Source organism: Pseudanabaena sp. UWO310, assembly GCF_006861605.1.
GTDB lineage: Bacteria > Cyanobacteriota > Cyanobacteriia > Pseudanabaenales > Pseudanabaenaceae > Pseudanabaena.
On record NZ_SELU01000011.1, the window covers coordinates 18,740 to 42,600 of the forward strand.

22 protein-coding genes and 1 tRNA gene are annotated in these 23,861 nt (G+C 44.3%); 10 read left to right on the plus strand and 13 right to left on the minus strand.

Features of this window, described 5'->3' with window-relative positions:
* Nucleotides 1–15 precede the first annotated feature (15 nt).
* From PseudUWO310_RS05390 to PseudUWO310_RS05400, 3 genes are all read right to left on the minus strand, one after another.
* On the minus strand, nt 16–507 hold the full coding sequence (locus PseudUWO310_RS05390) for a YajQ family cyclic di-GMP-binding protein (protein WP_009626412.1): 492 nt from the start codon (nt 505–507) through the stop codon (nt 16–18).
* A 459-nt stretch (nt 508–966) separates the two neighbouring features.
* Nucleotides 967–2,094: an aldo/keto reductase gene (locus PseudUWO310_RS05395; RefSeq protein WP_142599738.1), complete on the minus strand. Its 1,128-nt coding sequence runs from the start codon at nt 2,092–2,094 to the stop codon at nt 967–969.
* Between the two features lie 516 nt (nt 2,095–2,610).
* Entirely contained in the window at nt 2,611–3,408 is a 798-nt protein-coding gene (locus tag PseudUWO310_RS05400; RefSeq protein WP_055076612.1) for an ABC transporter permease, read from the minus strand.
* Between the two features lie 266 nt (nt 3,409–3,674).
* Between PseudUWO310_RS05400 and PseudUWO310_RS05405 the strand changes: the two genes are divergently transcribed.
* Nucleotides 3,675–4,487 (plus strand): inositol monophosphatase family protein, encoded by an 813-nt coding sequence (locus PseudUWO310_RS05405; protein WP_142599739.1) that lies wholly within the window; start codon nt 3,675–3,677, stop codon nt 4,485–4,487.
* A gap of 434 nt (nt 4,488–4,921) precedes the next feature.
* Complete coding sequence (locus PseudUWO310_RS05410) at nt 4,922–5,692, plus strand: Uma2 family endonuclease (protein ID WP_142599740.1); 771 nt, start codon at nt 4,922–4,924, stop codon at nt 5,690–5,692.
* A gap of 31 nt (nt 5,693–5,723) precedes the next feature.
* Here PseudUWO310_RS05410 and PseudUWO310_RS05415 read toward each other — a convergent pair whose 3' ends face one another.
* A complete protein-coding gene (locus PseudUWO310_RS05415; RefSeq protein WP_142599741.1) occupies nt 5,724–6,914 on the minus strand; it encodes a rhodanese-related sulfurtransferase in 1,191 nt (396 codons plus the stop codon).
* Nucleotides 6,915–6,980: 66 nt separating this feature from the next.
* Here PseudUWO310_RS05415 and rlmD point away from each other — a divergent pair, with 66 nt between their 5' ends.
* Nucleotides 6,981–8,345, plus strand: a complete 1,365-nt coding sequence (rlmD, locus tag PseudUWO310_RS05420; RefSeq protein WP_142599742.1) for a 23S rRNA (uracil(1939)-C(5))-methyltransferase RlmD — start codon at nt 6,981–6,983, stop codon at nt 8,343–8,345.
* A gap of 205 nt (nt 8,346–8,550) precedes the next feature.
* Here rlmD and PseudUWO310_RS05425 read toward each other — a convergent pair whose 3' ends face one another.
* The 3 genes from PseudUWO310_RS05425 to PseudUWO310_RS05435 all read right to left on the minus strand — a co-directional run bounded on the left by PseudUWO310_RS05425 (nt 8,551) and on the right by PseudUWO310_RS05435 (nt 10,526).
* Nucleotides 8,551–9,588, minus strand: coding sequence for a fatty acid desaturase (locus PseudUWO310_RS05425; protein ID WP_142599743.1), 1,038 nt, complete (start codon nt 9,586–9,588; stop codon nt 8,551–8,553).
* The gene (locus tag PseudUWO310_RS05430) at nt 9,588–9,770 is read right to left on the minus strand and encodes a hypothetical protein (protein WP_009625996.1); all 183 of its coding nucleotides are present in this window, start codon (nt 9,768–9,770) and stop codon (nt 9,588–9,590) included. Before PseudUWO310_RS05430 ends, PseudUWO310_RS05425 begins: the two co-directional genes overlap by 1 nt.
* Before the next feature lie 351 nt (nt 9,771–10,121).
* Nucleotides 10,122–10,526 carry a hypothetical protein gene (locus tag PseudUWO310_RS05435; RefSeq protein WP_142599744.1) on the minus strand — a complete coding sequence of 135 codons (405 nt, stop codon included), beginning with the start codon at nt 10,524–10,526 and terminating at the stop codon, nt 10,122–10,124.
* A 269-nt stretch (nt 10,527–10,795) separates the two neighbouring features.
* Here PseudUWO310_RS05435 and pipX point away from each other — a divergent pair, with 269 nt between their 5' ends.
* From pipX to PseudUWO310_RS05450, 3 genes are all read left to right on the plus strand, one after another.
* The gene (gene pipX, locus PseudUWO310_RS05440; protein ID WP_009625994.1) at nt 10,796–11,065 is read left to right on the plus strand and encodes a transcriptional coactivator PipX; all 270 of its coding nucleotides are present in this window, start codon (nt 10,796–10,798) and stop codon (nt 11,063–11,065) included.
* Nucleotides 11,062–11,970 carry a 4-(cytidine 5'-diphospho)-2-C-methyl-D-erythritol kinase gene (gene ispE / locus PseudUWO310_RS05445; protein WP_142599745.1) on the plus strand — a complete coding sequence of 303 codons (909 nt, stop codon included), beginning with the start codon at nt 11,062–11,064 and terminating at the stop codon, nt 11,968–11,970. Before pipX ends, ispE begins: the two co-directional genes overlap by 4 nt.
* 193 nt (nt 11,971–12,163) lie before the next feature.
* Nucleotides 12,164–12,538, plus strand: coding sequence for a group I truncated hemoglobin (locus PseudUWO310_RS05450; protein WP_142599746.1), 375 nt, complete (start codon nt 12,164–12,166; stop codon nt 12,536–12,538).
* A gap of 157 nt (nt 12,539–12,695) precedes the next feature.
* On the opposite strand, the gene PseudUWO310_RS05455 is transcribed toward PseudUWO310_RS05450, so the two are convergent.
* The 4 genes from PseudUWO310_RS05455 to PseudUWO310_RS05470 all read right to left on the minus strand — a co-directional run bounded on the left by PseudUWO310_RS05455 (nt 12,696) and on the right by PseudUWO310_RS05470 (nt 16,928).
* Entirely contained in the window at nt 12,696–13,658 is a 963-nt protein-coding gene (locus tag PseudUWO310_RS05455) for a hypothetical protein (RefSeq protein ID WP_142599747.1), read from the minus strand.
* Between the two features lie 195 nt (nt 13,659–13,853).
* Nucleotides 13,854–13,926: transfer RNA gene (locus PseudUWO310_RS05460), tRNA-Val, on the minus strand.
* A gap of 274 nt (nt 13,927–14,200) precedes the next feature.
* Nucleotides 14,201–15,562: an 8-oxoguanine deaminase gene (locus tag PseudUWO310_RS05465; RefSeq protein WP_142599748.1), complete on the minus strand. Its 1,362-nt coding sequence runs from the start codon at nt 15,560–15,562 to the stop codon at nt 14,201–14,203.
* 124 nt (nt 15,563–15,686) lie between these two features.
* Nucleotides 15,687–16,928 carry a Zn-dependent hydrolase gene (locus tag PseudUWO310_RS05470; RefSeq protein ID WP_142599749.1) on the minus strand — a complete coding sequence of 414 codons (1,242 nt, stop codon included), beginning with the start codon at nt 16,926–16,928 and terminating at the stop codon, nt 15,687–15,689.
* Between the two features lie 403 nt (nt 16,929–17,331).
* Between PseudUWO310_RS05470 and PseudUWO310_RS05475 the strand changes: the two genes are divergently transcribed.
* The 3 genes from PseudUWO310_RS05475 to PseudUWO310_RS05485 all read left to right on the plus strand — a co-directional run bounded on the left by PseudUWO310_RS05475 (nt 17,332) and on the right by PseudUWO310_RS05485 (nt 19,944).
* Nucleotides 17,332–18,054: a GntR family transcriptional regulator gene (locus PseudUWO310_RS05475; RefSeq protein WP_142599750.1), complete on the plus strand. Its 723-nt coding sequence runs from the start codon at nt 17,332–17,334 to the stop codon at nt 18,052–18,054.
* A 152-nt stretch (nt 18,055–18,206) separates the two neighbouring features.
* On the plus strand, nt 18,207–19,046 hold the full coding sequence (locus PseudUWO310_RS05480) for a YaaW family protein (protein ID WP_223805548.1): 840 nt from the start codon (nt 18,207–18,209) through the stop codon (nt 19,044–19,046).
* A 241-nt stretch (nt 19,047–19,287) separates the two neighbouring features.
* Nucleotides 19,288–19,944 (plus strand): chorismate lyase, encoded by a 657-nt coding sequence (locus PseudUWO310_RS05485; RefSeq protein WP_142599752.1) that lies wholly within the window; start codon nt 19,288–19,290, stop codon nt 19,942–19,944.
* A gap of 282 nt (nt 19,945–20,226) precedes the next feature.
* Here the strand turns inward: PseudUWO310_RS05485 and PseudUWO310_RS05490 are convergent, their stop codons facing one another.
* Nucleotides 20,227–21,003 carry a glycoside hydrolase family 19 protein gene (locus PseudUWO310_RS05490; RefSeq protein ID WP_142599753.1) on the minus strand — a complete coding sequence of 259 codons (777 nt, stop codon included), beginning with the start codon at nt 21,001–21,003 and terminating at the stop codon, nt 20,227–20,229.
* 310 nt (nt 21,004–21,313) lie between these two features.
* Here PseudUWO310_RS05490 and PseudUWO310_RS05495 point away from each other — a divergent pair, with 310 nt between their 5' ends.
* Nucleotides 21,314–22,474 carry a 5-(carboxyamino)imidazole ribonucleotide synthase gene (locus PseudUWO310_RS05495; RefSeq protein ID WP_142599754.1) on the plus strand — a complete coding sequence of 387 codons (1,161 nt, stop codon included), beginning with the start codon at nt 21,314–21,316 and terminating at the stop codon, nt 22,472–22,474.
* Nucleotides 22,475–22,859: 385 nt separating this feature from the next.
* Here the strand turns inward: PseudUWO310_RS05495 and lipA are convergent, their stop codons facing one another.
* Nucleotides 22,860–23,720: a lipoyl synthase gene (lipA, locus tag PseudUWO310_RS05500; RefSeq protein WP_142599755.1), complete on the minus strand. Its 861-nt coding sequence runs from the start codon at nt 23,718–23,720 to the stop codon at nt 22,860–22,862.
* Between the last annotated feature and the right edge of the window lie 141 nt (nt 23,721–23,861).

Genomic DNA, 23,861 nt, shown 5'->3' on the forward strand with positions numbered 1-23,861 from the left:
CTTTTTTAGTCGCGATTAGCGATAGTTCGTAAACTGTAAAGCGAGGGGAAAATCCTCTGCTTTTACAAGTTGAATGATTTCTTGGAGTTCATCTTTTGATTTGGAAGTAACCCGCAACGCATCACCTTGAATTGAAGCTTGACATTTAGGAAAACTATCGCGAATAAGCTTGGAAAGTTTTTTCGCTTGATCCTGCTCGATTCCTTTTTTAAGATTAATTTTCTGAACTACACGATTTCCACTTGCCGATTCGATTTCTCCATAGTCAAAGATTTTTAAGGATAATCCTCGCTTAATTGCCTTCGACTGCATCACATCAACTACAGCCGTGAGGGTCATTTCACTGTTGGTGTTAATGGTTATTAATTCTTTTTCAAGCTCCACTTCGGTTTTTGTGTTTTTTAAGTCATAACGACTAACAATTTCACGACGAGTTTGATCGATCGCATTGACCAGTTCTTGATGATCAAAATCGCTAACAATATCGAAAGAATAGCTAGATGCCATAGGTTTAGTCTGGGTATTATACAATTTGCTGAGAAGAGGTTGGGGCGCTTGCGCCCCAACCTCTTCGATCTAATTCGATCTAAATAGATATCTAGGATACCAAAAAATCAACGACCGAGAATAGCGGCGCTTCGCGCCAATCTTCTCTTCTCCGTATATAGCTGTCGCCTGTACTAGGACATAACCCCCAAGAATTGACTGGCGGCGCGAAGCGCCGCCAGTCAATTCTTGGGGTTTGATAAGTACCTCAGCTCAGCGTCATTAGAATCCAGATCTAATACCAATTCACGAAAGTGTGACAACACTTTTGTGAATTAAATACCAAACCCAGTAAGGTTTTGAGATTCCCAAAATGGCAACGCCATTTTGGGAATTGGTATAAAACCTGCGGCGAACGCGCAGCGTTCGCCGCAGGTTTTAGGGTTTTATATTTGTAAAGCAAACATTAGCTAGATAGGCTTATTCCCAAAGGCGTTTTCCTTCCTGCCCACTTAAGCGATCGTGGGTGTCGCGTAACAGTCTCGGAATATCTAAATTCTCTGGGCAACGCGGCAAGCAATCACCGCAATCCGTACAGCGAATTGCTTTATTCCCTGGAAACCAATGTCCCGCATTTTCAAACATTTTGTAACGATACTTGCCAAATTCCACCATATCAAAGCCGATCGCTAAATTCCTTAGCCTTAAAACCTCAGGAATATTAATTCCTTCAGGACAGGGCAAACATTTATAGCATTGGGAACAGAGATCGTTTTCTAAGAAGCTATAGCGACGATTCATGCAGTCGAGTACGGCTTGCTCTAACTCTGACATCGGCTCATCGTGATCCCATGCATCTTGATGGGAATCAATTTCGGCAGGGTTTGCAGCACCGAGGCTGAGAGTATGAACACGCGGATCGCTGAGCAGAAAGCGATCGCCCATATATAAAGCCGTAAAGGGATAACTAACCCCCGTTAATTCTTCGGAAGGGTTATAGAGCATTCCTCCTTTATCGGATGGCGAGATGATAAATACCCCCATATCCTTTTCATGGGCAAGCTGCACCGCAGGAGCATTGCGCTGATTGAAGTAGTAATAATGTAAATTGACCGACTCAAATAAATCCGTCTCAATCGTGGCGAGAATGACCTCAAGGGGCGCATGGGTAGAAAATCCCACATGACCGATTATTTTTTGATCGATCGCTTCTCTGACCGCTTTCATACAGCCTTGAGGATTTTTTACTAATTCGAGATGTTCGTATAGATTAATTCCATGAATATCAAAGTTATCGATATAGTCCACGTTCATTCTTTTTAAGGACTGCTCGATCTGACGACGCATGGAGTCAGCATCCTTAGTTGGCGATATTTTGGTAGTTAGGTAAAAGCGATCGCGCCTTGCCTTCAATCCATTTTGCATCGCTTTGCCAATGAATTCTTCGCTTTTACCGTAGCCTTGGGCAGTTTCAATATGATTGATCCCCACTTCTAAAGCCCGCAAAATGGTTTTATGGGCATTCTCTGCCGATTCCAAATAGCGCATTGCTCCTAAGGAAAATACCGATAGGAGCATTTCAGTTTTGCCAAAACGACGATATCGCATAGTCTGTCCACTAAATATAATTATCTTACCCAAAACAGATATAGGGACGCTTAGCGTCCCTATATCTGTTTATCCCATGAGGATATATAGCTGCCGCCAACTGTATCAGGATATAAACCAAAGAGAGTTGCCGCGCTCCGCGCGGCAACTCTCTTTGGGGGTTTGATTTTGTCCTAACAAAACTGGCGGCAGCTATAGCTAGCTCTAATACCAATTCCCAAAATGGCGTTGCCATTTTGGGAATCTCAAAACCTTATAAGTAGCTAGGCATAAGTAAGGGACTTGCGATTTAATGAAGTACCAAATATAAAACCAGAATCGGTGGCGCGGCGGAGCTGCGCCACCGATTCTGGCAAATCTGGATTGGTATCTTATTCTCTCGCAAGTCCCTAAACTTAAAACCTAGAAGAGCATACCGCCCGCGCAGCGGGCGGTATGCTCTCTGGTTTTTGTTTTTTAATTATGCCGAACTACTTACCAAGTTAAGAAATGGCTACGCCATTTCTTAACTTGGTATTAAAATTGGCGACGGGCAAAGATAAAAATGGTGACGGCTAGGGTCAACAGGGCATAACTGAGAATGTAAACGCCATTGTTAAACATATCCATGATGCTTGGCAAAATATTATAAACTGCGTCATTTTTAAGATTTGCACGGGACAGATCGGGCAAGATCATGTAAAAGGTGCGCGTTACTGCCTGCAAGCTGGGATTTTTGGAAATTTCGCCTAGTAGTAATAGATCGCGACTAAAGTTACCAATCAAATAGGCTCCAAGGGTTAGTAAAGAGGCAATCAACGAACCTGTAAAGGAGCCAAAGAAAATGGCGATCGCCCCTAATAGCATAATTTCCCAGAAGATAAAAAAGTTAGCCGTGAGAATCGCGGGAATCGGAATAGGGATTTGCTTGATCGCCATCAGAATGACAAAAATCACGGTCATAATCGAGACCAACGCCCCAACTACGGCTGTGAGCCCGAGGTGCTTACCCAAGACAAATTCAGCACGATGCATGGGTTTGGCAATTAGGATAAAGATTGTACGTTTGTCAATTTCTTTATTAATCAAGTTAGTGCCTACTAACACCGCTACGATCAAACTCACCACCTCGATCGCCGCAATGCCCACATCCACGATCATCTTCGCCGATGAATCATAGGAAAATTCGGGCAACAGCAGCATTGCTGACACCGCGATCGCAATGTATAGCAAAGATAAATAAAGCACTTGTTCGCGTACGGTTTCGCGAAAGACATTAGTGGCGATCGCCCAAACGCGACCTAAACTTAGACTCAGGTTCAAGCTCAAGTTCATAGGTCTACAAAATCCTCATAAGTCCTAACATCATTGCATTTTATCGCAATTAGCTAGCCGCAATTATAGCTGTCGCCAAACGTATAGCTACAGTCACTTGAATTAGGACAAATCAAAGCCCAAGAATTAATTGGCGGCGCGAAGCGCCGCCAATTAATTCTTGGGCTTTATGTCCTAGTACAATTGGCGACAGCTATATTAGGATATGGTAGTGAAAGAGGGCTGCTTTGCGGCTCTCTTTCCTTCGTGGGGTATCCTAACAAGCTATGAATAACTGGCAAAAAATTCTTCCCTTCATCCAAGAATTAACGAAACAAGTCGGAACCCGCCTACTTGCGGACTTTGAAGAGGCGAGAGTCGCCATTAACAAAGAAGATGGCAGTCTTGTCACCAGCAGCGATCGCTGGGCAGATGAATATATAAAATCATCCCTAGAAAGAGAATTTCCTGAATATGGCGTTTTAACGGAAGAATCAACGCAAATTTTACCCGATCGCGAATGGGCTTGGGTCGTCGATCCCCTCGATGGCACAACTAATTTTGCTAGAGGTATCCCGATCTGGGGCATATCCCTAGGCTTATTGCATCGCGGCACTCCCGTTTTTGGCTATGTTGCCGTCCCACCCCTACACCAAAATATTTATGGCTGGGCTGATGAGAATGGCTCGGCAGCTTTTTTGAACGATCGCGAGATTCATCTAGCTGATATCGCTCCCGATCCCGATGCGTTGAGTAATTACTTTTTTAGTGCCTGTTCTCGCAGTTTAGCCAAAATGGGCAGAGCGGAATTCCCTTTTAAAATGCGGATGATGGGGGCTGCAACTTACAATATTTTAACCGTAGCGATCGGCTCTACGATTGGCGCAGTGGAAGCAACTCCAAAGATCTGGGATATTGCGGCGGCTTGGGCGATCATCAAAGCGATCGGCGCGATCTGGATTCCCTTAGAGGATTCTCAAAATATCTTTCCCTTAGAAATGGGAAAAGATTACAGTCAGCGCAACTTTCCCTCCTTAATTGTCAGCCACCGAGAAATACTACCTATGGCAAAGGAAATAACAGAACCATTTTTTCATTGACATTCCTAAATCATTTAAGTAAGTAGTTCGGCATAATTAAAAACCAAAACCTAGATAAGCGTAACGCCTGCGTAGCGGGCGTTACGCTTATCTAGGTTTTAAGCTTACTTATACTTAATACCAAATCACAAAATGGCGTAGCCATTTTGTGATTTTAAAACCCTTACTGGGTTTGGTTTTCAATTCCCAAAAGTGTAGCCACACTTTTGGGAATTGGTATAACTACTTAGCTGGGCATAATTAAAAAAACAGAACTAAAACCTATAGCGCACGCGCAGCGTGCGTTATAAATACTTGCGCAAAATAAATTACAAACCCGTAAAGTTGCAACCCTACGGGTTGCAACTTTACGGGTTTGGGTTTGTAATTATGCCTAGCTACTTATATTCCATCTGTTAGAATTGCGGTAACTTAATGCTGCGCTTGTACAAGCTATGGTTAACCTCACTTATACAACTAATCGGATTCTTCCCACTGCTGAAGAATTGCCATCATCTGACGAAACGCCTGTGGATAATCAGTTACAAAATGACATCCCCAATTTACTGCTGAGTTTATTAGCCTCTATTTGGGCAGATCGGGATGATTGGTATTTTGGCGTAGATATGGGTATTTACTATAATCCTGATGAACCTGCGATCGTGCCTGATGGCTTTCTCGCGATGGGAGTCAAGCATGATACAGGTGAAAGAGGAAGGCTCAGTTATGTGCTGTGGGAAGAGCAGAACATCATGCCGATCTTTGCCTTAGAGGTTGTCTCTGAGCGCTATAACAGTGAATATGAGGACAAGTTAGCCGATTACCAAACATTAGGTATTCTCTACTATGCGATTTACAATCCCTTAAGTGGACGTAGAGGAAGATTTAAAAATAGGCAGAGATTGGAAGTTTATCGACTAATTGCAGGTAAGTACGAACTTTTACCCATTGAGAATAATCGTGTTTGGCTACCAGAAATTGATTTAGCTCTCGGTTATGAAGAGGGAGAACATATTGCTTGGCAGCGTGAATGGCTCTATTGGTATAACGCTTCAGGCGATCGCTATCTCACCGCTGAAGAAAGGGCTGCCAATGCTGAAATTATGGCGGCACAAGAACGTTTAGCTAAACAACAAATGCAAGCGATCGCTGACCAAGAACGGCAACAGAAGGAAAAATTAGCGACTTATTTACGGTCAATCGGGGTTGATCCTGAGACAGTTTAATTGAGTAGCGCGGCTAAGCCGCACCACTCAATTAAATTGCAGAACCCTTAGTTGCAATGCGATCGTCAAAGACAAAACATTCTCCTTCCCAGAGACTTTCTTCGGGAGGGATTTCGGCTAAGTATTTGAGAATGCCGCCTTTGAGATGGTAAACCTCATCGAACCCTTGAGCCAGCATATAGGCGCTTGCTTTCTCGCAACGGATGCCCCCTGTACAAAACATCGCGATCTTTTTACTTTTATCCATAGCAAGATTCTCTTCCACGTACTTAGGGAACTCATGGAAGAAATCTAAATGCGGATCGATCGCTCCTTTAAAAGTACCAAACTCCACTTCGTAAATATTGCGCGTATCAATCACGATTACCTCTGGATCGGAAATTAAGGCATTCCAATCGTGGGGATGGACATAGGTTCCGACTTCCTTGCTAGGATCGATACCTGATACTCCAAACTTTACCAATTCCTTTTTAAGCCTTACCCGTAGTTTGTTATAAGGCATGACTTCCGAAATAGCTTCCTTATGTTCCAAATTTTGCAAGCGTGGATCGGAACGAAGATAACTTAATAGCGCATTAATACCTTCTCGACTACCTGCAATTGTGGAATTAATCCCCTCTGGTGCGAGTAAAATTACGCCCTTAAGTTCGCGATCGTTACAGAAATCCGTGATGGGCGATCGCATCTCTCGATAATCCTTCAAATCGGCAAAGTGATAAAAAGTTGCCACCACAAAGCGATCGGGAATCTCTAAATATTTTGCCAGAGACTTCTCCATCACAAAGTTGGTGAGTTTTTCCCCACGACAAGCAACTTGCTGCTCCTGCACCACCTTAAAGCCACGACTTTTAAAAAAGGCTCTCGCGGTAATGCTCACTTCCACAAATAAGCGATCGATTTTTAATTCCAGAGCCTTGGCTTCAATGGCACGATATAGCCGCGTTCCCACACCACAGCGCTGATAGTCCTTATGACAAAAGAAGCAATCTATATGACCATTAGTTTCTAGCTGGGCAAAGCCAATAATTTCGCCCTCTTCTTCCGCAACATAGGTAAAGTTGTTACTACAATCCTCTATCCAGTTAGTGAAATGCAAGTCATCGGGAGCCCAAGCCTTGACCTGTTCAAGTGAATAATCGCGAATATTCACCTCACGCACAGTATCATGGAACAACTGCGCGATGCGATCGCTATCTTGCTTTTGAAACAATCGAATTAACATTGCTTTAAATCCTATAGCTTTAAATCATATAATGCTTGGCGCTTTTCCTCTTAAACCAATAAAAACATGCTATTACAGGGACAAAAAATCACGCTCACCATTGACGATCTTGCGGATAGCGGCGATGGGGTGGGGCGTTACGAAAATATCGCAATCTTCGTTCCTAATAGCGTGCCAGGCGATCGCCTTCAGGTAAAACTAGAATTCGTCAAGAAAAATTTTGCTAATGCCAGCATTGAAAAAATCCTTACGCCATCAAGCGATCGCGTGCGACCTAGCTGCATTGTTGCCGATAAGTGTGGTGGCTGCCAATGGCAAGCAGTCAGCTATCCAGCTCAGCTAAGAACCAAGCAAAATATCGTCCTGCAAGCATTGCAGAGAATTGGGGGATTTAGCCCCGAAATGCTGACCGATCTCATTTCCCCAATCGTTGGCGCAAAGGATAGCCTCCACTATCGCAACAAGGTTACTTATCCTCTAGCAACGGGTAAGGATGGCAATCTCAAGGCTGGATATTACCAAAAAGGAAGCCATCGGATTGTCAATCTCAATCAATGTCCCGCCCAAGACGAACGGCTCGATCCCATGCTTGCCGAGCTAAAAATGGATATTCACAATCAATGTTGGGAAATCTATGACGAGAATACGCATACTGGATTACTGCGGCATCTCGGACTGCGGATTGGCAGATCGACAGGAGAGATTCTAATTACTGTAGTAACGCGAGATTGGCAGGTTCCCAACTTAAGCGTATTTGCTCAAACTTGGTTGGAGCGCTATGACAAGGTGGTTGGCGTGATCCTCAATTGCAATCCCGATAAGACCAATGCCATTTTTGGACGGGAAAGCCGCTGCATTGCAGGAAAAGATTATCTATTGGAGAAGTTTGCGGGATTAACCTTCCGTCTACGTGGGGATACCTTCTTTCAGGTCTATACCGAGCAAGCCGAACAAATGTTAAAAATCATTGAAGCAGAACTTAAGTTAGAAGGAACGGAAGTTCTCTTAGATGCCTATGCTGGCATTGGCACGATCGCCTTACCCCTAGCGGAACAAGTCAAACAGGCGATCGCGATCGAAATCCAGCCACAGGCTACGGCTCAAGGTAAGCTTAATGCCGAACTCAATGGCATTGACAATGTAGTTTTTCATACTGGCAAAGTCGAAGAACTGATTGGCACGCTCAATTTACATCCCGATATTGTGATTCTCGATCCGCCGCGTAAAGGATGCGAACCTGAAGTAATTACATTTCTCCGTGAAAATGCCCCCGATCGCCTTGTGTATGTCAGTTGCAATCCTGCCACTCAGGCGAGAGATCTCAAACTCCTATGCGAAGGCGATCGCTATCAAATCACCCGCATTCAACCGATCGATTTCTTCCCCCAAACATCCCATGTAGAAGCGATCGCCTTTCTCACTAAATTGTAAATAATACCAATTCACGAAAGTGTGACAACACTTTTGTGAATTAAAAAACAAAACCAGTAAGGTTTTGAGATTCCCAAAATGGCGTTGCCATTTTGGGAATTGGTAATAAACCCCAAAAGAAGGTTGCCGCTCCGTGCGGCAACCTTCTTTTGGGGTTAAAAAAAGCGATGCAAAGCATCGCTTTTTTTGGGGATTTGAATTTTATCTAAACTTTATTAGAAGCATCTACTTCCGCAAAAGTTTTATAACATTTCTCAGCATCATAAATGTGACAGCGATCGCCAATGTCCTTCATCAATTCCCATGAGAACTTAGTTTTGTACATATATTGCCCCCAATTCTCATCCAGAGATTTATGCGCCAAACGCAAGTTGTAAGCAGGAATACCCGTAGAAACATGGTGAGGTACATGCACGTTAATATCATGGCACAACCATTCAACCCAAACTGGATAATCGCAATGCACGGTTCCCGTAAGTTGCTCGGTCGCTGCGTGCCATTGATCCTTTTCCTTGAATTGGATATCAGGCATGGTGTGGTGAACGATCGTAAAGGTACTCATCCAGAAATGATAGACCAACCAAGGCATTACGAAGTAGCTAACAAAACCCATCAAGCCAGTGGTATAGATCAGAACTGGGAAGACGATTACAGCAAAAGCGATGACCAAGCGATAGGAAAACTTCACCTGCTTTTGTTGCCGTTCAGGATAGATACTGGCATCGAAGTGGAGGTTAGCCCAATGTAAAATCGAACCAATCCACCAAAATCGCGTACGAATCATCCGATAAACGTTAGAAATTAACCCCTTGCCCTCTTCGTATTCGGCAACGGTGAAAGGATACCAAGCATTATCTTCACCCATTTTATTGGTATGCAGGTGATGGTGATCATGCTTAAATCTCCAGCCGTGAAAAGGGAAAATCAATGGCAAGAAAGCAAGATGTCCTACGAGATCGTTAACCCAAATCTTGTTAGAAAAAGAACGATGTCCGCAGTCATGACCAATTACAAAAAAGCCAGTTAAGGCTGTCCCCGTTAAAATCCATGCAAAGGGCAATAAGTACCAAGGCGAGAAAGCAATACTGGCATAGCCTAAGGCAGCAGCTGCTACAGAAAATAAAACACTCAGCCATGCTCTAAGAGGCTTCTTCTCAAAGCATTCAGCGGGAATAGTTTTAATAATGTCGCGGAGTGTAGTCTCAGGGGTAAGGGTATGGGAGGAGTTTTGTATGGCAACCACTACTGAGCACTCCCTACGGTGGTCAGGCGTTGGCTACTCAAGCTTTGCAATTGCTGTAAAAGAATATCGATATCTGATTGCAATTCCGCTAGTTCGGCTTGAACTTCCTCGGAATATAACTTTTTAGAGGTTACGCTCAATGTAGAAATTTCTTTTGATGGGGCTTCAGTTTGTTTGCTCATACTTCCTTTAAAACGCTTTTAAAACGTTGCGATCACACCACAAAATATTTTATGTTTCAGATTCTATCTTATGTTACATGTATTTTTATGTACCATAAACATATCTAATGAGTAATTATACGGATTGAGGTGGGATAAACTGTCGTTTAACACACAGACAATTGTACAAATTGACTTGTTCCCAAGTCCAGCGACCAAAGGCTTTATATGGGTAAAACTTTTGTTTTTTCTGATTTTTTAGTTGGTAATCTCTGTCAAATAGCTGGGCATAATTAAAACCCTAAAACCTGTGACGCACGCCTAGCAAGCACCACGGGCTTTAGGATTTTATATTTAATTGCGCCCAGCTACTTAGTACTTAGTACCAATGGGGGTATCAGCAAATAAAATTGGGGCGATCGCTGCTGCCGAACCCAAGCGATCATCAAGGTATTCTTCGAGACTGTAATACTGATCTATGCGATCGCATAGCCCTGCGGGACTCAGGCTTTGAATATTGTGACTGATGATATAGCTCTGAGCCGCAGAGCCACGGAAAGCGGCAAAAGCTTCTTGACAATAGGCTTGTTTTGATTCCTTCGCAGCCGATCGCCAGTCACTACCATGCATATTTCCACCCAAAATCGGCTGACCATTAGCGGGGATCACGGGACGACGTTCGGCGGCGATCGCCTCTGGCGCTGTCAAAAAAATGACAATTGCGGAAAGAATAACCAGTAATCCTGCCAGAATCCGAAATTTAGAAAGTCGATCCATAATTAACTCCTCCGTGACTCCATAATTTTCTCAAAGCTTAGACAAAAATCGTTAAGGTTTGATAACATTTACTAATTAATCGCTCTAAACATATCAAAATAGTAGTCGCAATATAATTGAATAGGTTGTATTGTCGAATTTCTAGGGGTTTTTAAGCTTCTTTTGTCATTGCCAATTGCAATAGTGTCGTTAAACTTAGGTAGTTTATGACACAGAAAAAACTCAACTCTCCTTGATTTATCAAATTCACTATATTTCCAGCCTGCCAAATGTCCGAACACTATCTAAATCATCCTACTTTTGGCTTGCTATCTCGCTTATGTAGGGTGGATGATTTTCGTAGTTTGTTTACCACACTCTACGCCCAAAGGTTATTTTTCCTTATTACAACTAGTCCTGATGGTATTCAGTTTGAGCCCGTCTCCCGTGCTGATGCCAAACTTATGGTCGAGACTCAAATGAGATCGCTCCGTCGTGGTGGTTCCGATCTCGATCAAAAAAATTTACAACATATATATAAGCGAACCTTTTTCCAATGACCTCGCGTATTTCTCTCAAGGCTGCGGCAAAAATTAATCTCTATCTAGAGATTACGGGAAATCGCCCCGATGGTTATCACGATCTGGTGATGATCCTGCAAAGCATCGATCTCTGTGATCGCGTTGATATTTGCAAAACTTCTACCGACGAGATTCAGATACTTTGTACGAATCCTGAAGTGCCTTGCGATCGGAGCAATCTCGCCTATAAAGCCGCAGCCTTGCTCCAGCATAATTTCCCTGAAGTGGGGGGAATGGAAATCGCGATCGATAAACAAATTCCCATGGGGGCAGGTTTAGCTGGGGGATCGGGTAATGCCGCTTCCGTGTTGGTGGGAATTGATCGACTCTGGGAACTGGGGCTAACTCAGTCCCAGCTTTGTGATTTTGCCGCCATGTTAGGTTCTGATATTCCCTTTTGCGTGTCTGGAGGTACGGCTATTGCAACTGGTCGTGGCGAAATACTTTCTCCATTGCCCGATCTCACGGATTTAGTTTTAGTCATCTGTAAGCCCCGAAGCATTGCGATCGCTACAGCTTGGGCATATCAAACTTTTCGTTCGCAAGGTTTACTTGCTACCAGTCCAGTTAAAAATCAAAATCTATCGAGCCAATTGGTAGCAGCGATCGCCTCGGGTGGGGATTCTGCTCCTAGCAAGTTGGGGCGCTTGCTCTATAACGATCTCGAACGAGTGGTTTTGCCTGAATATCCAGCTATCTCCGAACTTAAAAATAGGCTACTCGAACAGGAATGTCTTGGGGCGATGATGTCAGGTTCGGGATCAACAGTCTTTGCGATCGCAGCCGATCTAGATCGCGCTCAGCGGATTGCTGAAGCCGTAAGAACCGATGATATTGATGTATGGGTCGTTAAAAGTCTAGTTAGATCTATTTTTGATGCTTAACCTTGATGAGTTGTTTTTTAATTCACGAAAGTGTAACGACACTTTCGTGAATTGGTATTATACCAATTCACAAAATGGCTACGCCATTTTGTGATTTTAAAACCCTTACTGGGTTTGGTTTTCAATTTCCAAAAGTGTAGCCACACTTTTGGAAATTGGTATTAATGATTTACACAAAGCAAAAGGAAATCCCATGACAACATTATTTGAAAAACTTGGTGGTGCTGCCGCAGTCGATCTAGCGGTTGATCGCTTCTATGAAAGGGTGCTACAAGACGATCGCATTAAGCATTTCTTTGCCAATACAGATATGAAGAAACAGCGATCGCACCAAAAAGCTTTTCTGACCTATGCCTTTGGTGGCACTGATAAATACGATGGTCAATTAATGCGTCAAGCTCACAAAGAGTTAGTCGAAAAGCAAGGTTTAAATGGCGATCACTTTGATGCCGTGGCGGAGGACTTAATCCTTACCCTCAGAGAAATGGGAGTATCCGATGAACTTATCGCCGAGGTTGCCGCAGTAGCGGCAGCTCCCCAGCATAAAAAAGATGTATTAAACGGCTAAATATATCTAATACCAAGTTAAGAAATGGCGTAGCCATTTCTTAACTTGGTATATCTCAAGCATTGCTACTCCCTTCCCACCGACATCAAAAAACAATAATTAGACGTTGCGGCGCGAAGCGCCGCAACGCTAATTATTCACTGGGAATGGAGGATCTCTAGAGAAGCTCTTTAAGCTTTACTTGATATTCTTCAGGGGTAATAGTCCCAGCCTTTAGTGCCTCATTCAGCAATTGAACCTGTGGCTCGATCGCTTGTTTCTTAGCAGCGATCTCATCGGCTTTAGTTTTGTACATAGCTTCGCCTTCTTTTTTGGCTTGCTTGAAGGCTTGCCGTAGGCTAAAGGCATCCATTTCACCACCAGAGGCGAAGTATTGATTGGCAACCTTGCCCAAGGCCCAAGTACTTGCGTAGGCAGTCGTCGCACCTACGACCATTCCGAATACAGGGACTAACTTAGCCAGATTGCTCACGGCAATTCTGGTACCCGTTATCCCCAAACTCCCAAATATCGCTTTGCGGAAATCTTCGCGGTTGCGGTCGTAGCCCCAACTTTGACCGATCGCCTGAGCGAGATCGAGTTGGTTCCAGTAGATCAACATATCAAAAGCGATCGCTACTCCTGGAATTGGAAAAGCACCTAACACAGCATTTAAAAAGCAGGCATCGGTAGTGGCATTTTCCACTTCCATAGCACGTTTATCGGGATCGTCAATTTGACGAACTTGCTCAGAAATGGAAGATCGGGTAGAGCGGCGTTCTAAGGTTTCTAGCCATTCTTGCTTACCCCAAAGCTTAGAACTAGTAAAGGTTGCACCAATTTTATCTAACAGTAACTTTTCTTCAGAACTACATTCCCCATCGATATTTGCCATGGCATAGGCGGATTGATAAACCATTTCCTGAGCAATCTCACTAGTAATTTTAGTCAGTAAGGTATCAATCGGTTCATCCTCTTCGTTCAACAGGCGATCGACGGTAATGCCTTCAGGTAAATGGATTTCTTCAAAGGTATCGGCAAGGCTAGCAAACTCTTCTTCGAGTAGTTTGCCATCGGCTTTTGCCATGCTTACCAAAATTTTAAAGCTTGCTAAAACTTCTTGCTGATTGACTGATGACATCAGATGCTTACTCCTTTCCAGAAATTATCCTAGATGTTACCAGCGATCGCTATCTAAGTTTGTATAAAGGTAATCTCCAGAGATATAAATTATACCAATTCACTGAAGTGAGCCAACACTTCAGTGAATTTAAAAACAAACCCAGTAAGGTTTTGAAATTCCCAAAATGGCGTTGCTATTTTGGGAATTTAATAATGGGCGCTGAGGGACTCGAACCCCCGACATTCTCGGTGTAAACGAGACGCTCTACCAACTGAGCTAAGCGCCCTTTTTTGTGGTCTTTTTTCGACCTCATTTAATATAGCAGATAGTGATCGCATTTAGTCAAATTTTTTTTAAATTTTTTTCCACTACTCCAAAATGAATTTTCAATATCACCCAGAATGGAGGGCAATGTTATTACTATTGGCAAACTGCTAAAGATGGTTCCAGATGTGGAGATAGGGCGTTGGTAAAGGAACCCAAATAGGTCTAGTTCTTTGATCAATTAGCCGATCTCAATCATGCTCCCTATTGTCTGGTACTAAGGCAGTACAGAACTTTTACTCGTTAACAAGTTGGCGGGAGATTTTATTGGTACGTTCGATTAACATCGGGAGATCGAGGGTAGTTAATTGACCGCGATCCACCACCTTGCGACCATTGATAAAGCTGTAGTCCACCGATGGGACAGGACAAAATATCAACGCAGCAACGAGATCGTGATGCGCACCAGCAAATTGCGATCGCTCGATATCAATAGCAATAAAATCTGCTGCCATATTTGGGGCGATCGCGCCAATATCATCCCGTCCCAGCACCCTCGCACCACCAAGGGTAGCAACTTCTAAAATATCCCGCGCACTCATCGCAGTTGGATCGCAGTCCTTCACCCGCGCCAAAAGAAATGCCGTTCTTGCTTCTTGCAAAAGATTACCCGTGTCACTAGATGCCGAGCCATCAACCCCCAGACCGACAGGAACTCCTTGATCGAGCATTTTCCGAATCGGGGCAATGCCACTAGCGAGACGCATATTGCTACAGGGGCAATGGGCAACTCCCGTTCCCGTTTTTCCAAACTTCAAAATCGAATCATCACTCAATTTAACACAGTGCGCGTGCCACACATCATCGCCCAACCAACCGACAGACTCCGCATAGTCTCCAGGAATTTTGCCAAATTTAGCTAAACTGTAATCTACATCAGATTGCGTTTCCGCCAGATGGGTATGCAGTCTCACACTGGTATAGGAACGCGCCATCTTCGCAGACTCTCGCATTAAATCCGTGGATACGGTAAAGGGCGAGCAGGGTGCTAAGGTCATCCTTAGCATGGAATAACGCGAGGAGTCATGGTATTGCTCGATGAGCCTTTGGGAATCCTTGAGAATATCAACTTCTTTTTCGATTAAGTGGTCGGGAGGAAGTCCGCCTTGGCTCTCACCAACACTCATGCTGCCGCGACTCGCATGAAATCTCATCCCGATCGCTTTAATCGCCGCAATTTCATCATCCAATTTGCAGTCGTTGGGATAGATATAAAGATGATCGCTAGCCGTAGTACAACCCGATAAAATTAGTTCAGCAGCTGCCATCTGCGCCCCGATATAAATACTTTCGGAAGTTAGATTTGACCAAAACTTGTAAAGGTTTCGCAGCCAATTGAATAATTCACAATTTTGGGCGGCAGGCACAACTTTGGTAAGAACTTGATAAAAATGATGGTGGGTATTCACCAACCCTGGCAAAACGATATGTTTGCCCTGTAAGTCCAAGACTTCATCGGCAGTTTGTGGCAATTCGACCGTTAGTCCTACCTCCTCGATCGCATTATCCCTAACAAAGATGGCAGCGTTATGCAGTTCGCGGCGATCGCGATCCATTGTCACTAGGGTATGAATATTTTTGACTAGAAGGGTTGCCATAGTTATATTTTTAGTTTTGGTAAGTAGCTAGGCATAATTAAAAACCAAAACCAGAGAGCGTACCGCCCGCGTAGCGGGCGGTACGCTCTTCTAGGTTTTAAGTTGACTTATGCCTAGCTACTTATTACTTATAACTGCGATCAATCGCTAAGAGAGTGCGCAACAAAACATTTGCACCTTGGGCGCATTGCTCTGGAGAAGTATATTCATCTTGAGAATGGCTAATACCAGCCCGACTGGGGACAAAAATCATGCCCATATTGGTAAAGCGTCCGATTTCTTGAGCATCATGTCCTGCACGACTGGGTAAATAGGTATAGCTGAGTTTGAGTTCTTGGCAAGATATCGCGATCGCTTCCATGATGGGGGGGTGGGCAGGGGTCGGTAATATATGGAGCTTTTGCTCAATGGCGATCTCCGTTCCCGTGTTTTGGGCGATCGCCTCCGCTTCTTTTTCAATACGGGCGATGAGATACTGTAAATTTTCTTCGGAAAGGTCGCGCAAATCGATACTCATCTCCACATGGGCGGGCACAACATTCGTAGCATTAGGTAAAACCGTTAGGTGACCTACCGTTGCCACCTGTTCGCCTTCAGTTTCTGTAGCTAGTCGATTGATGGCGATGATCAATTGGGAAGCCGCCAAAAGCGCATCTTTTCGCATAGACATCGGGGTCGTGCCAGCATGATTAGGACGACCGAGGATCGTCACCTTAAAACGGTATTGACCGACGATACCCGTAACTACGCCAATGGCTTTATCCAAGGATTCAAGTACGCCCCCCTGCTCCACATGCAACTCGATAAATGCGGCAATATCGTGACGATCTCGTTGGGCGGTATGTAATTTTGACCAATCGCCACCGACTCTTTCTAAGCAGGTCTGAATCGATGTGCCATCTTTGCGACGATATTTTTCGGGATCGGTCGGTGCATTTCCCGCGATCGCTTTGCAACCAATGACGCTATTTTCTTCATCGGCAAAAACAATGACCTCAAAGTTATGACGGAGCCGCATTTGATTTTCCTGTAAAACCCTTGCTACCTCGATGCCCGCCAAAACTCCCAAGCAGCCATCATAGCGACCGCCCACAGGTACGGTATCAATGTGCGATCCCGTTGCCAAAGATGCTTGCGCTTCAGTACCTGCATAAGTACCGATCATATTTCCAGCCGCATCGTTACGGACAGACATTCCCGCCTCCTGCATCCAAGTCCTAACTAGTTGACGAGCTTGAATATCCTCCTCGGAAAAAGCCAATCGACATACCCCACCATTAGCTAGATTTCCAATTTTGGCAAGTTCAGCAATGCGGCGATCAAGGCGATCGCTATCAATAGCAAGTTTCGGGGATAGGGCGATCATGCGCAGATTATTCCTTATATTAAAATCAGTGAATTAATCAGTGAATTAAAAAACAAACTCAGTAAAGTTTTGGGATTTCCAAAATGGCGTTGTCATTTTGGAAATTGGTATGAGACAGGGGAAAACAATGGCAAACAACCTTCATGTACACAATATACTGTATACATTTATATACTAGATACTCTCTACCCAGTGAAAAATTAGACGTTGCGGCGTAAAGCGCCACAACGCTAATTCTTGGTCTTGTATGTCTATTTCTTTGCTGGGAAGGGAGTAGCGATTATTGCTAGATTGCCATAAATGTCATTTAATGCAAATCAAATAAAATTTTCATGGCTAAAATCGATCTGTTAGGGGTCGAAATCATAGAAAATTACTCATGCAGATCTTAGGAGATTCTTGATTGTTGCTTTCTTCACCTCGTTCCATTCAACGTTCACAATCTTTACGAGAGCAAACCTATCAGGTTTTACGTTCGGCTATTTTGTCAGGGGAGCTTTTGGCAGGTTCACGGCTAGTCGAAACACAAATTGCTGAAAAGCTACAGGTCAGCCGCACCCCAATTCGCGAAGCCTTGCAACAGTTGCAGCAAGAGCAACTTATCGTGAGCGATGAAAATAACAATTTACGTGTAGTTAGCTTTTCGCCCGCTGATGCCAAACATCTGTATCGCTGTCGTTTGGTGCTAGAGCAGGAATCGGTAACTGAAGCCTGTACCTACGCGACTGCTGAGCAGTTAGCCAAAATCGAGTTAGCAATTTTTCAAGCCGAAAAAGCGATTCTCCAAGAACCCAATCAACTGACTAGCTATCAATTGCTGCATATCGACTATCAGTTTCATCGGGCGATCGCGGAATGTTCTGGCAATCCTTGGTTAGCGCTTTTACTCGATCAACTATTCGACAAAATGGCGCTCTTGCGGATGCAAACAATCCAGCAAAACCCCAAGGTATTAGAAATTAGTTACGAGCATCGGCAAATTTATGAAGCGATCGCGCAGGGCAATTGTGAAGAGGCGGTCATCGCCCTAAGTAATCATTTACAATCCAGCCAAATTAGGGTAATCCGTGAGATCGAACAGTTACAAAATCAACAGTTACAAAATCAACAGTTGCAAGACCAGTAATCACAGGAAAAATCGTTGTTAATCCTGCAAAAAAATCTTTGTCCCAAGAAACTGCAAATTCCCCACTCCCTAGTGAGATTTTGTGTTTTAAGTATTTAGTACTAGAATCTTCTAAGCTTAGGAAAGCTGGAGATACTGTTCGTTAAAAATCAATGGATGGGGCAATGGACGAGTTAATCAATGTTCTCACGTTGGCGACTGATGAGGAAATATACCAAATCGCAGATATCCTCTTTCGGCGCAAATTCAATCCCCTTGATTATTTTGCTACCCCACCAGTGAGAGAATTACAAAACTTGGAGCGCGATGAATTAATTGAGGCGATCGCCAAACGTTTCAAATTTCTTGCCGCTGATGGTTTAACGGTGTTACGCCGCAAGACTAGCCATGTCAGTTATCGCGAAGTTTTGGAGCGAGTTTGCCAACATCTCCATATCAAGTATTCCAAGAATCAATCCATTGAAGATATCGAGTCAGAATTATTTCTGAATTTAATTAGTAATTCATGGAAAAATCTATCTCCTCAAGAACGCTCTAGCCTTGACGATTCAATGCAAGCGGTACTTACCGAGTCAGATCTGCAAAAGTCTTTGCCCATTGACGCGCAAAGGAATCCGATGAGCTTATTAGTTAAAGGTGGTAGTGCGATCGCCGTTAGCACAGTCGTTCGTTCGGCAGTATTGAATGCGATCGCCCGTCAGATGGCTTGGCATTTTGCATCTTATCAAGTGGGGTATGAAGTTCTTAAGGCGGGAGGAACGGCGATCGCGACGCGCCTAAATGCCTATGTTTCGACATATTTAGCCAAACGGGGTATGGCGGTGGCGGCGACACAGTACACGGCGGCGAGGACGGTCTTTTCAGTAATTACGCCTGCCCTATGGGGGTTATTTTTTGCGGATTTAGGTTGGCGGGCGATCGCCACCAATTACGGGCGGATTATTCCCGCTATTTTCATCGTCGCGCAAATTAGACTGCTGAGGATGTCCTAGCGATTTCTTACAGCGCTTTGCGATCAAACCCAAACCAAGAAATTTTTTGAAAGTGTTGCGAAGCAACACTTTCAAAAAATTTCTTGTGGTTCTTGGGATCAAAAATTGCTGTAGGAGCAAATGATTGCACCAGTTCGCTCTAAACGGGCGGCGCGAAGCGCCGCCATCGCGATCGTATAAATCCTTTCCTTTTTAAGACTACAATGGGGAATATGTTACGGATTGTTAAGAGAAATCCTGTATGACTATTTCATCAGCTCATTCATCAGCACCCAATATTCAAGTTCCGACAACGCTACCTCTCGGTCGAGACAAGATATCACCTTGGCATCGGATCGAAGAACCAATGTGGCAGGGAAGTGAAGCGGATATTCGTAAGGGTTTGCCCTTTAACCTCCTATCTCCAACTTGGCAAATGTTTTTAATGGGGGATGGTGCGCCAACGAGACATTTACAACTCCTGACACAAGCCGATATCTCGGTGGAAGTGGTTGCCATGACCAACATCGGTGACGATGATGACGAAGCGCCATCGGACATTGCCTCGATCGCTTCCCCACGCATACGCCGCCAAATCTTTTTGCGATCGCAAAAAACGGGAGAAATTTTTTCCCATGCGACTTCTTGGTGGTCGGAAGCGGCAATGCAAAAGTACCTCAAAGATCCTTCCTTACCGATCTGGGTCAGCCTCAACCAGAGATACACCGAGCTATATCGTGATCTTAAAGGTATTTATAAGGGGGCTTGTCCTAATTTAGCAGCAGCCTTTGGCTATCCTGAGATCGATACCTATTGGGCAAGACATTATTTGCTGTGGCATGGTGGCGAACCGATTACCTTGCTCTACGAAATCTATTCCCCAACGATCGGCAAATATCTGGGTTCCAGCAGCCTTTAGAATTGCCTAAAACCTGAGGCGATCGCCTCAGGTTTTATACCAATTCCCAAAATGGCAACGCCATTTTGGGAACCTCAAAACCTTACTGGGTTTGGTGTTTAATTCACAAAAGTGTTGTCACACTTTCGTGAATTGGTATTAGATCTGGATTTTCATTATGTCCAGCTACTTATAGCAGTAGCCAGTTATGTTAGGACAAAAAAACCAGAAGAGTGTTGCGGCGCGAAGCGCCGCAACACTCTTCTGGTTTTTTTTTGCTATATTAAACTTTTTGATTTTGGATCAGGCAAAGATACCGCTAGCCTTATCGTAATAATATTGGCGATCGTCTAGCCCGTTATAGCCCCCATTTACCCGAAAAGTGACATCAGCCACACTGGCTCCACTATCACACAAGGCATTCATATCGTTGTTGTCCCACCAAAATCCTGCACTCGTAAAGGGATAGGTAGCAGCAACATAGTCAACCCCATCCATTACCTTCGGATCTCCGATCGCATTACTAAAAGCCTGATAATTTGCCCGACCCGTAAGTTGAATTACACCAGCACCTTTATACTTGGGACCATCTCCAGGATTGACATTACCCAGATCTTCGCGATCTTCATACTCCGAACCATCGGCAAGTTCCTCAGTATATTGCAGCCCTCCTGATTCATGGGCAATTTGACTAAGAAAATGGCGCAATCTGGGCGCGGTTGTAATCTTATAGCGATTAAGACAGGAATTTAAATCTTGGAGTTGCTCATTGGTAATGGGATTCTCAAATAGCGCTTCGACTTGCTTGGCATTGACTATTTGCGCGATCGTTAGAGTCAAGCCATCCCAATGCGAAGGGAATATAAAATAAGTGCCACTATTCGCTGCTAAAACAACTTTTACATGTCCATTGTCCGCAGGTTCGGCTTTATCAAATCCATAGGTCTTACCAATGGGAACATCAATAGCTTCATTGGGTAGTTTGAGCAGTGCTGAGTCAACGGGACGCACCTTAAGTTTTGTCGCAACCTTAGCTTTTATTATTCCCATAAAATCCTTATCACTGCGATTTGATTCCATAATTATCGACTTTTCCCATTGCTTTTGTAAACGAAATCGTTAGTCCGAAATAGGTAATACCAATTCTCGAAAGTGTTGTCACACTTTCGGGAATCAAAAAAACAGACCTAGTAAGGGTTTCAAAGCACAAAATGGCTAAGCCATTTTGTGCTTTGGTATAAAGCCCAACAAGCTTTTGAGAAAGCGCCCCCTTTTTGGGAGCGTTGGGGGAGCGCTTCCTCAAACCTAAAAATCTAGAAATGATTTAGGACTGCTATATAATGAGAAGCTATTTGTTAATTTACAGAAGTATTGATTCAGGAATTTTGTTGTGACTACTCGGCAGAAAATCGGGGTAATTGGTGGTGGTCAATTAGCATGGATGATGGCGATCGCGGCTAAAAGTCTTGGTCTAGAACTAACCGTACAAGCAACCAGCCCTGACGACTCAGCCGTGGATATGGCCGATCGCGTAGTTTATGGAAAAGTTGATGATGCCGAGGCAACAGCCCAGCTTGCAGAATATTGCCAAGTAATTACCTTTGAGAATGAATTTGTCGATATTGCCGCCCTGCAAGCGATGCTCGATCGCCAAGTCGATGGGAACTTGCTCTTTTTACCCAACCTAGAAACCCTGAAAATTTCCGTTGACAAGCTCAATCAAAGACAGCATTTTCATGATCACGGCATTCCTACACCCCAATTTTATGCGGTAGATAATCAATCAGACTTATTAGCGGCGGCGGAGCAATTAGGCTATCCATTGGTACTCAAGGCAAGACGGCATGGCTATGACGGGAAAGGGACTTGGGTTGTAGACAATGAAATCGAATTACGCTCGGCATGGCAAAGTATGCAGCAATTACCCGCGATCGCCGAAGCGTTTATTCCCTTTGAGCGCGAGCTTGCGGTGATCGCTGCCCGTTCAGAATCGGGGGATGTGGTTATTTATCCTGTGGTTGAGACGATCCAAATCCATCAAGTATGTCGCCGCACCATTGCCCCCGCAAGGATCAGTCCCGCAGTCAGAGCCAAGGTAGAAACTATTGCCCAACAGGTTGTAAATACCCTTGATGCGATCGGGGTCTTCGGCATCGAATTCTTTTTGACGGCAACGGGGGAAGTCAGTGTCAATGAAATCGCTCCCCGCACCCATAATTCGGGACATTACACCATCGAAGGCTGTCAAACTTCACAGTTCGAGCAATTGTTGCACATTGTCAGTGGGCATCCTTTAGGAGATATAGGGATGCTCGCCCCCGTAGCCGTAATGGTTAACTTGCTAGGCTTTGAGGAGGCAAGTGGGGTAGATGCTGATTATTTAGCAAAGCGCGAGGCGATCGCGAATTTCCCCAAGACCTATTTGCACTGGTACGGCAAAAAATCATCATCGGTAGGGCGCAAGCTCGGTCACGTTACCATCTTGGCAGAATCCCATGATGTGGCGCTGGATTTAAGCGATCGCATTGAAAGCATTTGGTATGGTGCATAGAAATACGGTGTTGCGATATTTCTATGCGGAGGGATCAAGCCAAAATGCTTATATAGAAAGCATTTCAAATAAGCGCTTTAGCTGATGAAAACCCATTTCGCTTCGTGGGAAGTTATACATGCGTCTCAATTGTTTCATTGAACAAGAGTTAGCGGGGAGTGGATTTACTGACGTTGCCATTACCCGCTATTTTTTTGATTGTAGCAAGTCTTGCGATGAAATGAAGGGAAGGTTAGCGCTTCGCGCTAACCTTCCCTTCTGGGGGTTTAGCGGCGACATAATACCAACTCCCAAAATGACAACGCCATTTTGGTAATCTCAAAACCTTACTGGGTTTGGTGTTTAATTCACAAAAGTGTTGTCACACTTGCGTGAATTGGTATAACTACAGTGATTGACCAGCGTGATAGGAACTACGTACCAAGGCTCCCGATCGCACATGGACAAAACCTATCTGGTTAGCGATCGCTCCTAAGCGATCGAACTCTTCAGGAGTCCAATACTTCTGAACTGGTAAATGCTCGAGGGATGGACGCAAATATTGCCCGATGGTCAGCGAACTGCAACCCACAGCGTGCAAATCTTGCATCGTCTCGGTTAACTCTTCTATCGTTTCTCCATGTCCTACCATTAATCCAGATTTGGTAATTATTTGCGGATTGATCGCCTTCACCATTGCCAAAACCGATAGAGAGCGTTCGTACTTCGCACCTCGCCGTACTTTACCCTGCAAACGTCTCACCGTCTCGATATTGTGGTTGTAACAGACGGGAGCAGCGCAAGCCACGGTCTCTATACAATGGCGATCGCCGCGAAAATCTGGTGTAAGTACCTCGATTTTTACGCTAGGGCGCGATCGTCTAATTGCTTGCATGGTGTCCACAAAGCAACTAGCCCCCTGATCTGCTAAATCATCCCTTGCCACGGAAGTCAGCACTACGTAATCCAATCCTAATAGCTCGACTGCCTCGGCAACTTTCCTTGGCTCATCTGGCTCGATGGGCATCGGTTTATGTCCCTTGTCCACTTGGCAAAATCCACAAGCACGAGTACAAGTTGGTCCCATGAGCAAAAAGGTTGCCGTCTTTTGGGCATAGCATTCGGCTCGATTAGGACAACGCCCTTCCTCACAAATTGTATGAATTCCCCTCTGCTTAATAATTTGCTGAACCTCAGAGATTTCATTGGCTTTGCCGATTTGTGGTCGCAACCAACTGGGTAAACGTAACTCTTCTTTAGCAGGCATAAATTATGGTTTTAATAAAAATAGGCATAGACTACCTATTTTTATTAAAGCCCATAATTTATATCTATAGCTGCCACCAGTTTTATTAGGACAAAATTAAAACCCAAAACCAAAGAGCATACCGCCCGCCACGCGGGCGGT

Coding starts and splice junctions, on each gene's coding strand:
- PseudUWO310_RS05455 (WP_142599747.1), bottom strand. CDS start 13,658: ATGTCATCAGTCAATCAGCAAGAAGTTTTAGCAAGCTTTAAAATTTTG.
- PseudUWO310_RS05400 (WP_055076612.1), bottom strand. CDS start 3,408: ATGAACTTGAGCTTGAACCTGAGTCTAAGTTTAGGTCGCGTTTGGGCG.
- PseudUWO310_RS05490 (WP_142599753.1), bottom strand. CDS start 21,003: ATGGAATCAAATCGCAGTGATAAGGATTTTATGGGAATAATAAAAGCT.
- PseudUWO310_RS05395 (WP_142599738.1), bottom strand. CDS start 2,094: ATGCGATATCGTCGTTTTGGCAAAACTGAAATGCTCCTATCGGTATTT.
- PseudUWO310_RS05450 (WP_142599746.1), top strand. CDS start 12,164: ATGACAACATTATTTGAAAAACTTGGTGGTGCTGCCGCAGTCGATCTA.
- PseudUWO310_RS05480 (WP_223805548.1), top strand. CDS start 18,207: ATGGATGGGGCAATGGACGAGTTAATCAATGTTCTCACGTTGGCGACT.
- PseudUWO310_RS05465 (WP_142599748.1), bottom strand. CDS start 15,562: ATGGCAACCCTTCTAGTCAAAAATATTCATACCCTAGTGACAATGGAT.
- PseudUWO310_RS05410 (WP_142599740.1), top strand. CDS start 4,922: ATGGTTAACCTCACTTATACAACTAATCGGATTCTTCCCACTGCTGAA.
- lipA (WP_142599755.1), bottom strand. CDS start 23,720: ATGCCTGCTAAAGAAGAGTTACGTTTACCCAGTTGGTTGCGACCACAA.
- PseudUWO310_RS05405 (WP_142599739.1), top strand. CDS start 3,675: ATGAATAACTGGCAAAAAATTCTTCCCTTCATCCAAGAATTAACGAAA.
- pipX (WP_009625994.1), top strand. CDS start 10,796: ATGTCCGAACACTATCTAAATCATCCTACTTTTGGCTTGCTATCTCGC.
- PseudUWO310_RS05435 (WP_142599744.1), bottom strand. CDS start 10,526: ATGGATCGACTTTCTAAATTTCGGATTCTGGCAGGATTACTGGTTATT.
- PseudUWO310_RS05390 (WP_009626412.1), bottom strand. CDS start 507: ATGGCATCTAGCTATTCTTTCGATATTGTTAGCGATTTTGATCATCAA.
- rlmD (WP_142599742.1), top strand. CDS start 6,981: ATGCTATTACAGGGACAAAAAATCACGCTCACCATTGACGATCTTGCG.
- PseudUWO310_RS05430 (WP_009625996.1), bottom strand. CDS start 9,770: ATGAGCAAACAAACTGAAGCCCCATCAAAAGAAATTTCTACATTGAGC.
- ispE (WP_142599745.1), top strand. CDS start 11,062: ATGACCTCGCGTATTTCTCTCAAGGCTGCGGCAAAAATTAATCTCTAT.
- PseudUWO310_RS05415 (WP_142599741.1), bottom strand. CDS start 6,914: ATGTTAATTCGATTGTTTCAAAAGCAAGATAGCGATCGCATCGCGCAG.
- PseudUWO310_RS05470 (WP_142599749.1), bottom strand. CDS start 16,928: ATGATCGCCCTATCCCCGAAACTTGCTATTGATAGCGATCGCCTTGAT.
- PseudUWO310_RS05485 (WP_142599752.1), top strand. CDS start 19,288: ATGACTATTTCATCAGCTCATTCATCAGCACCCAATATTCAAGTTCCG.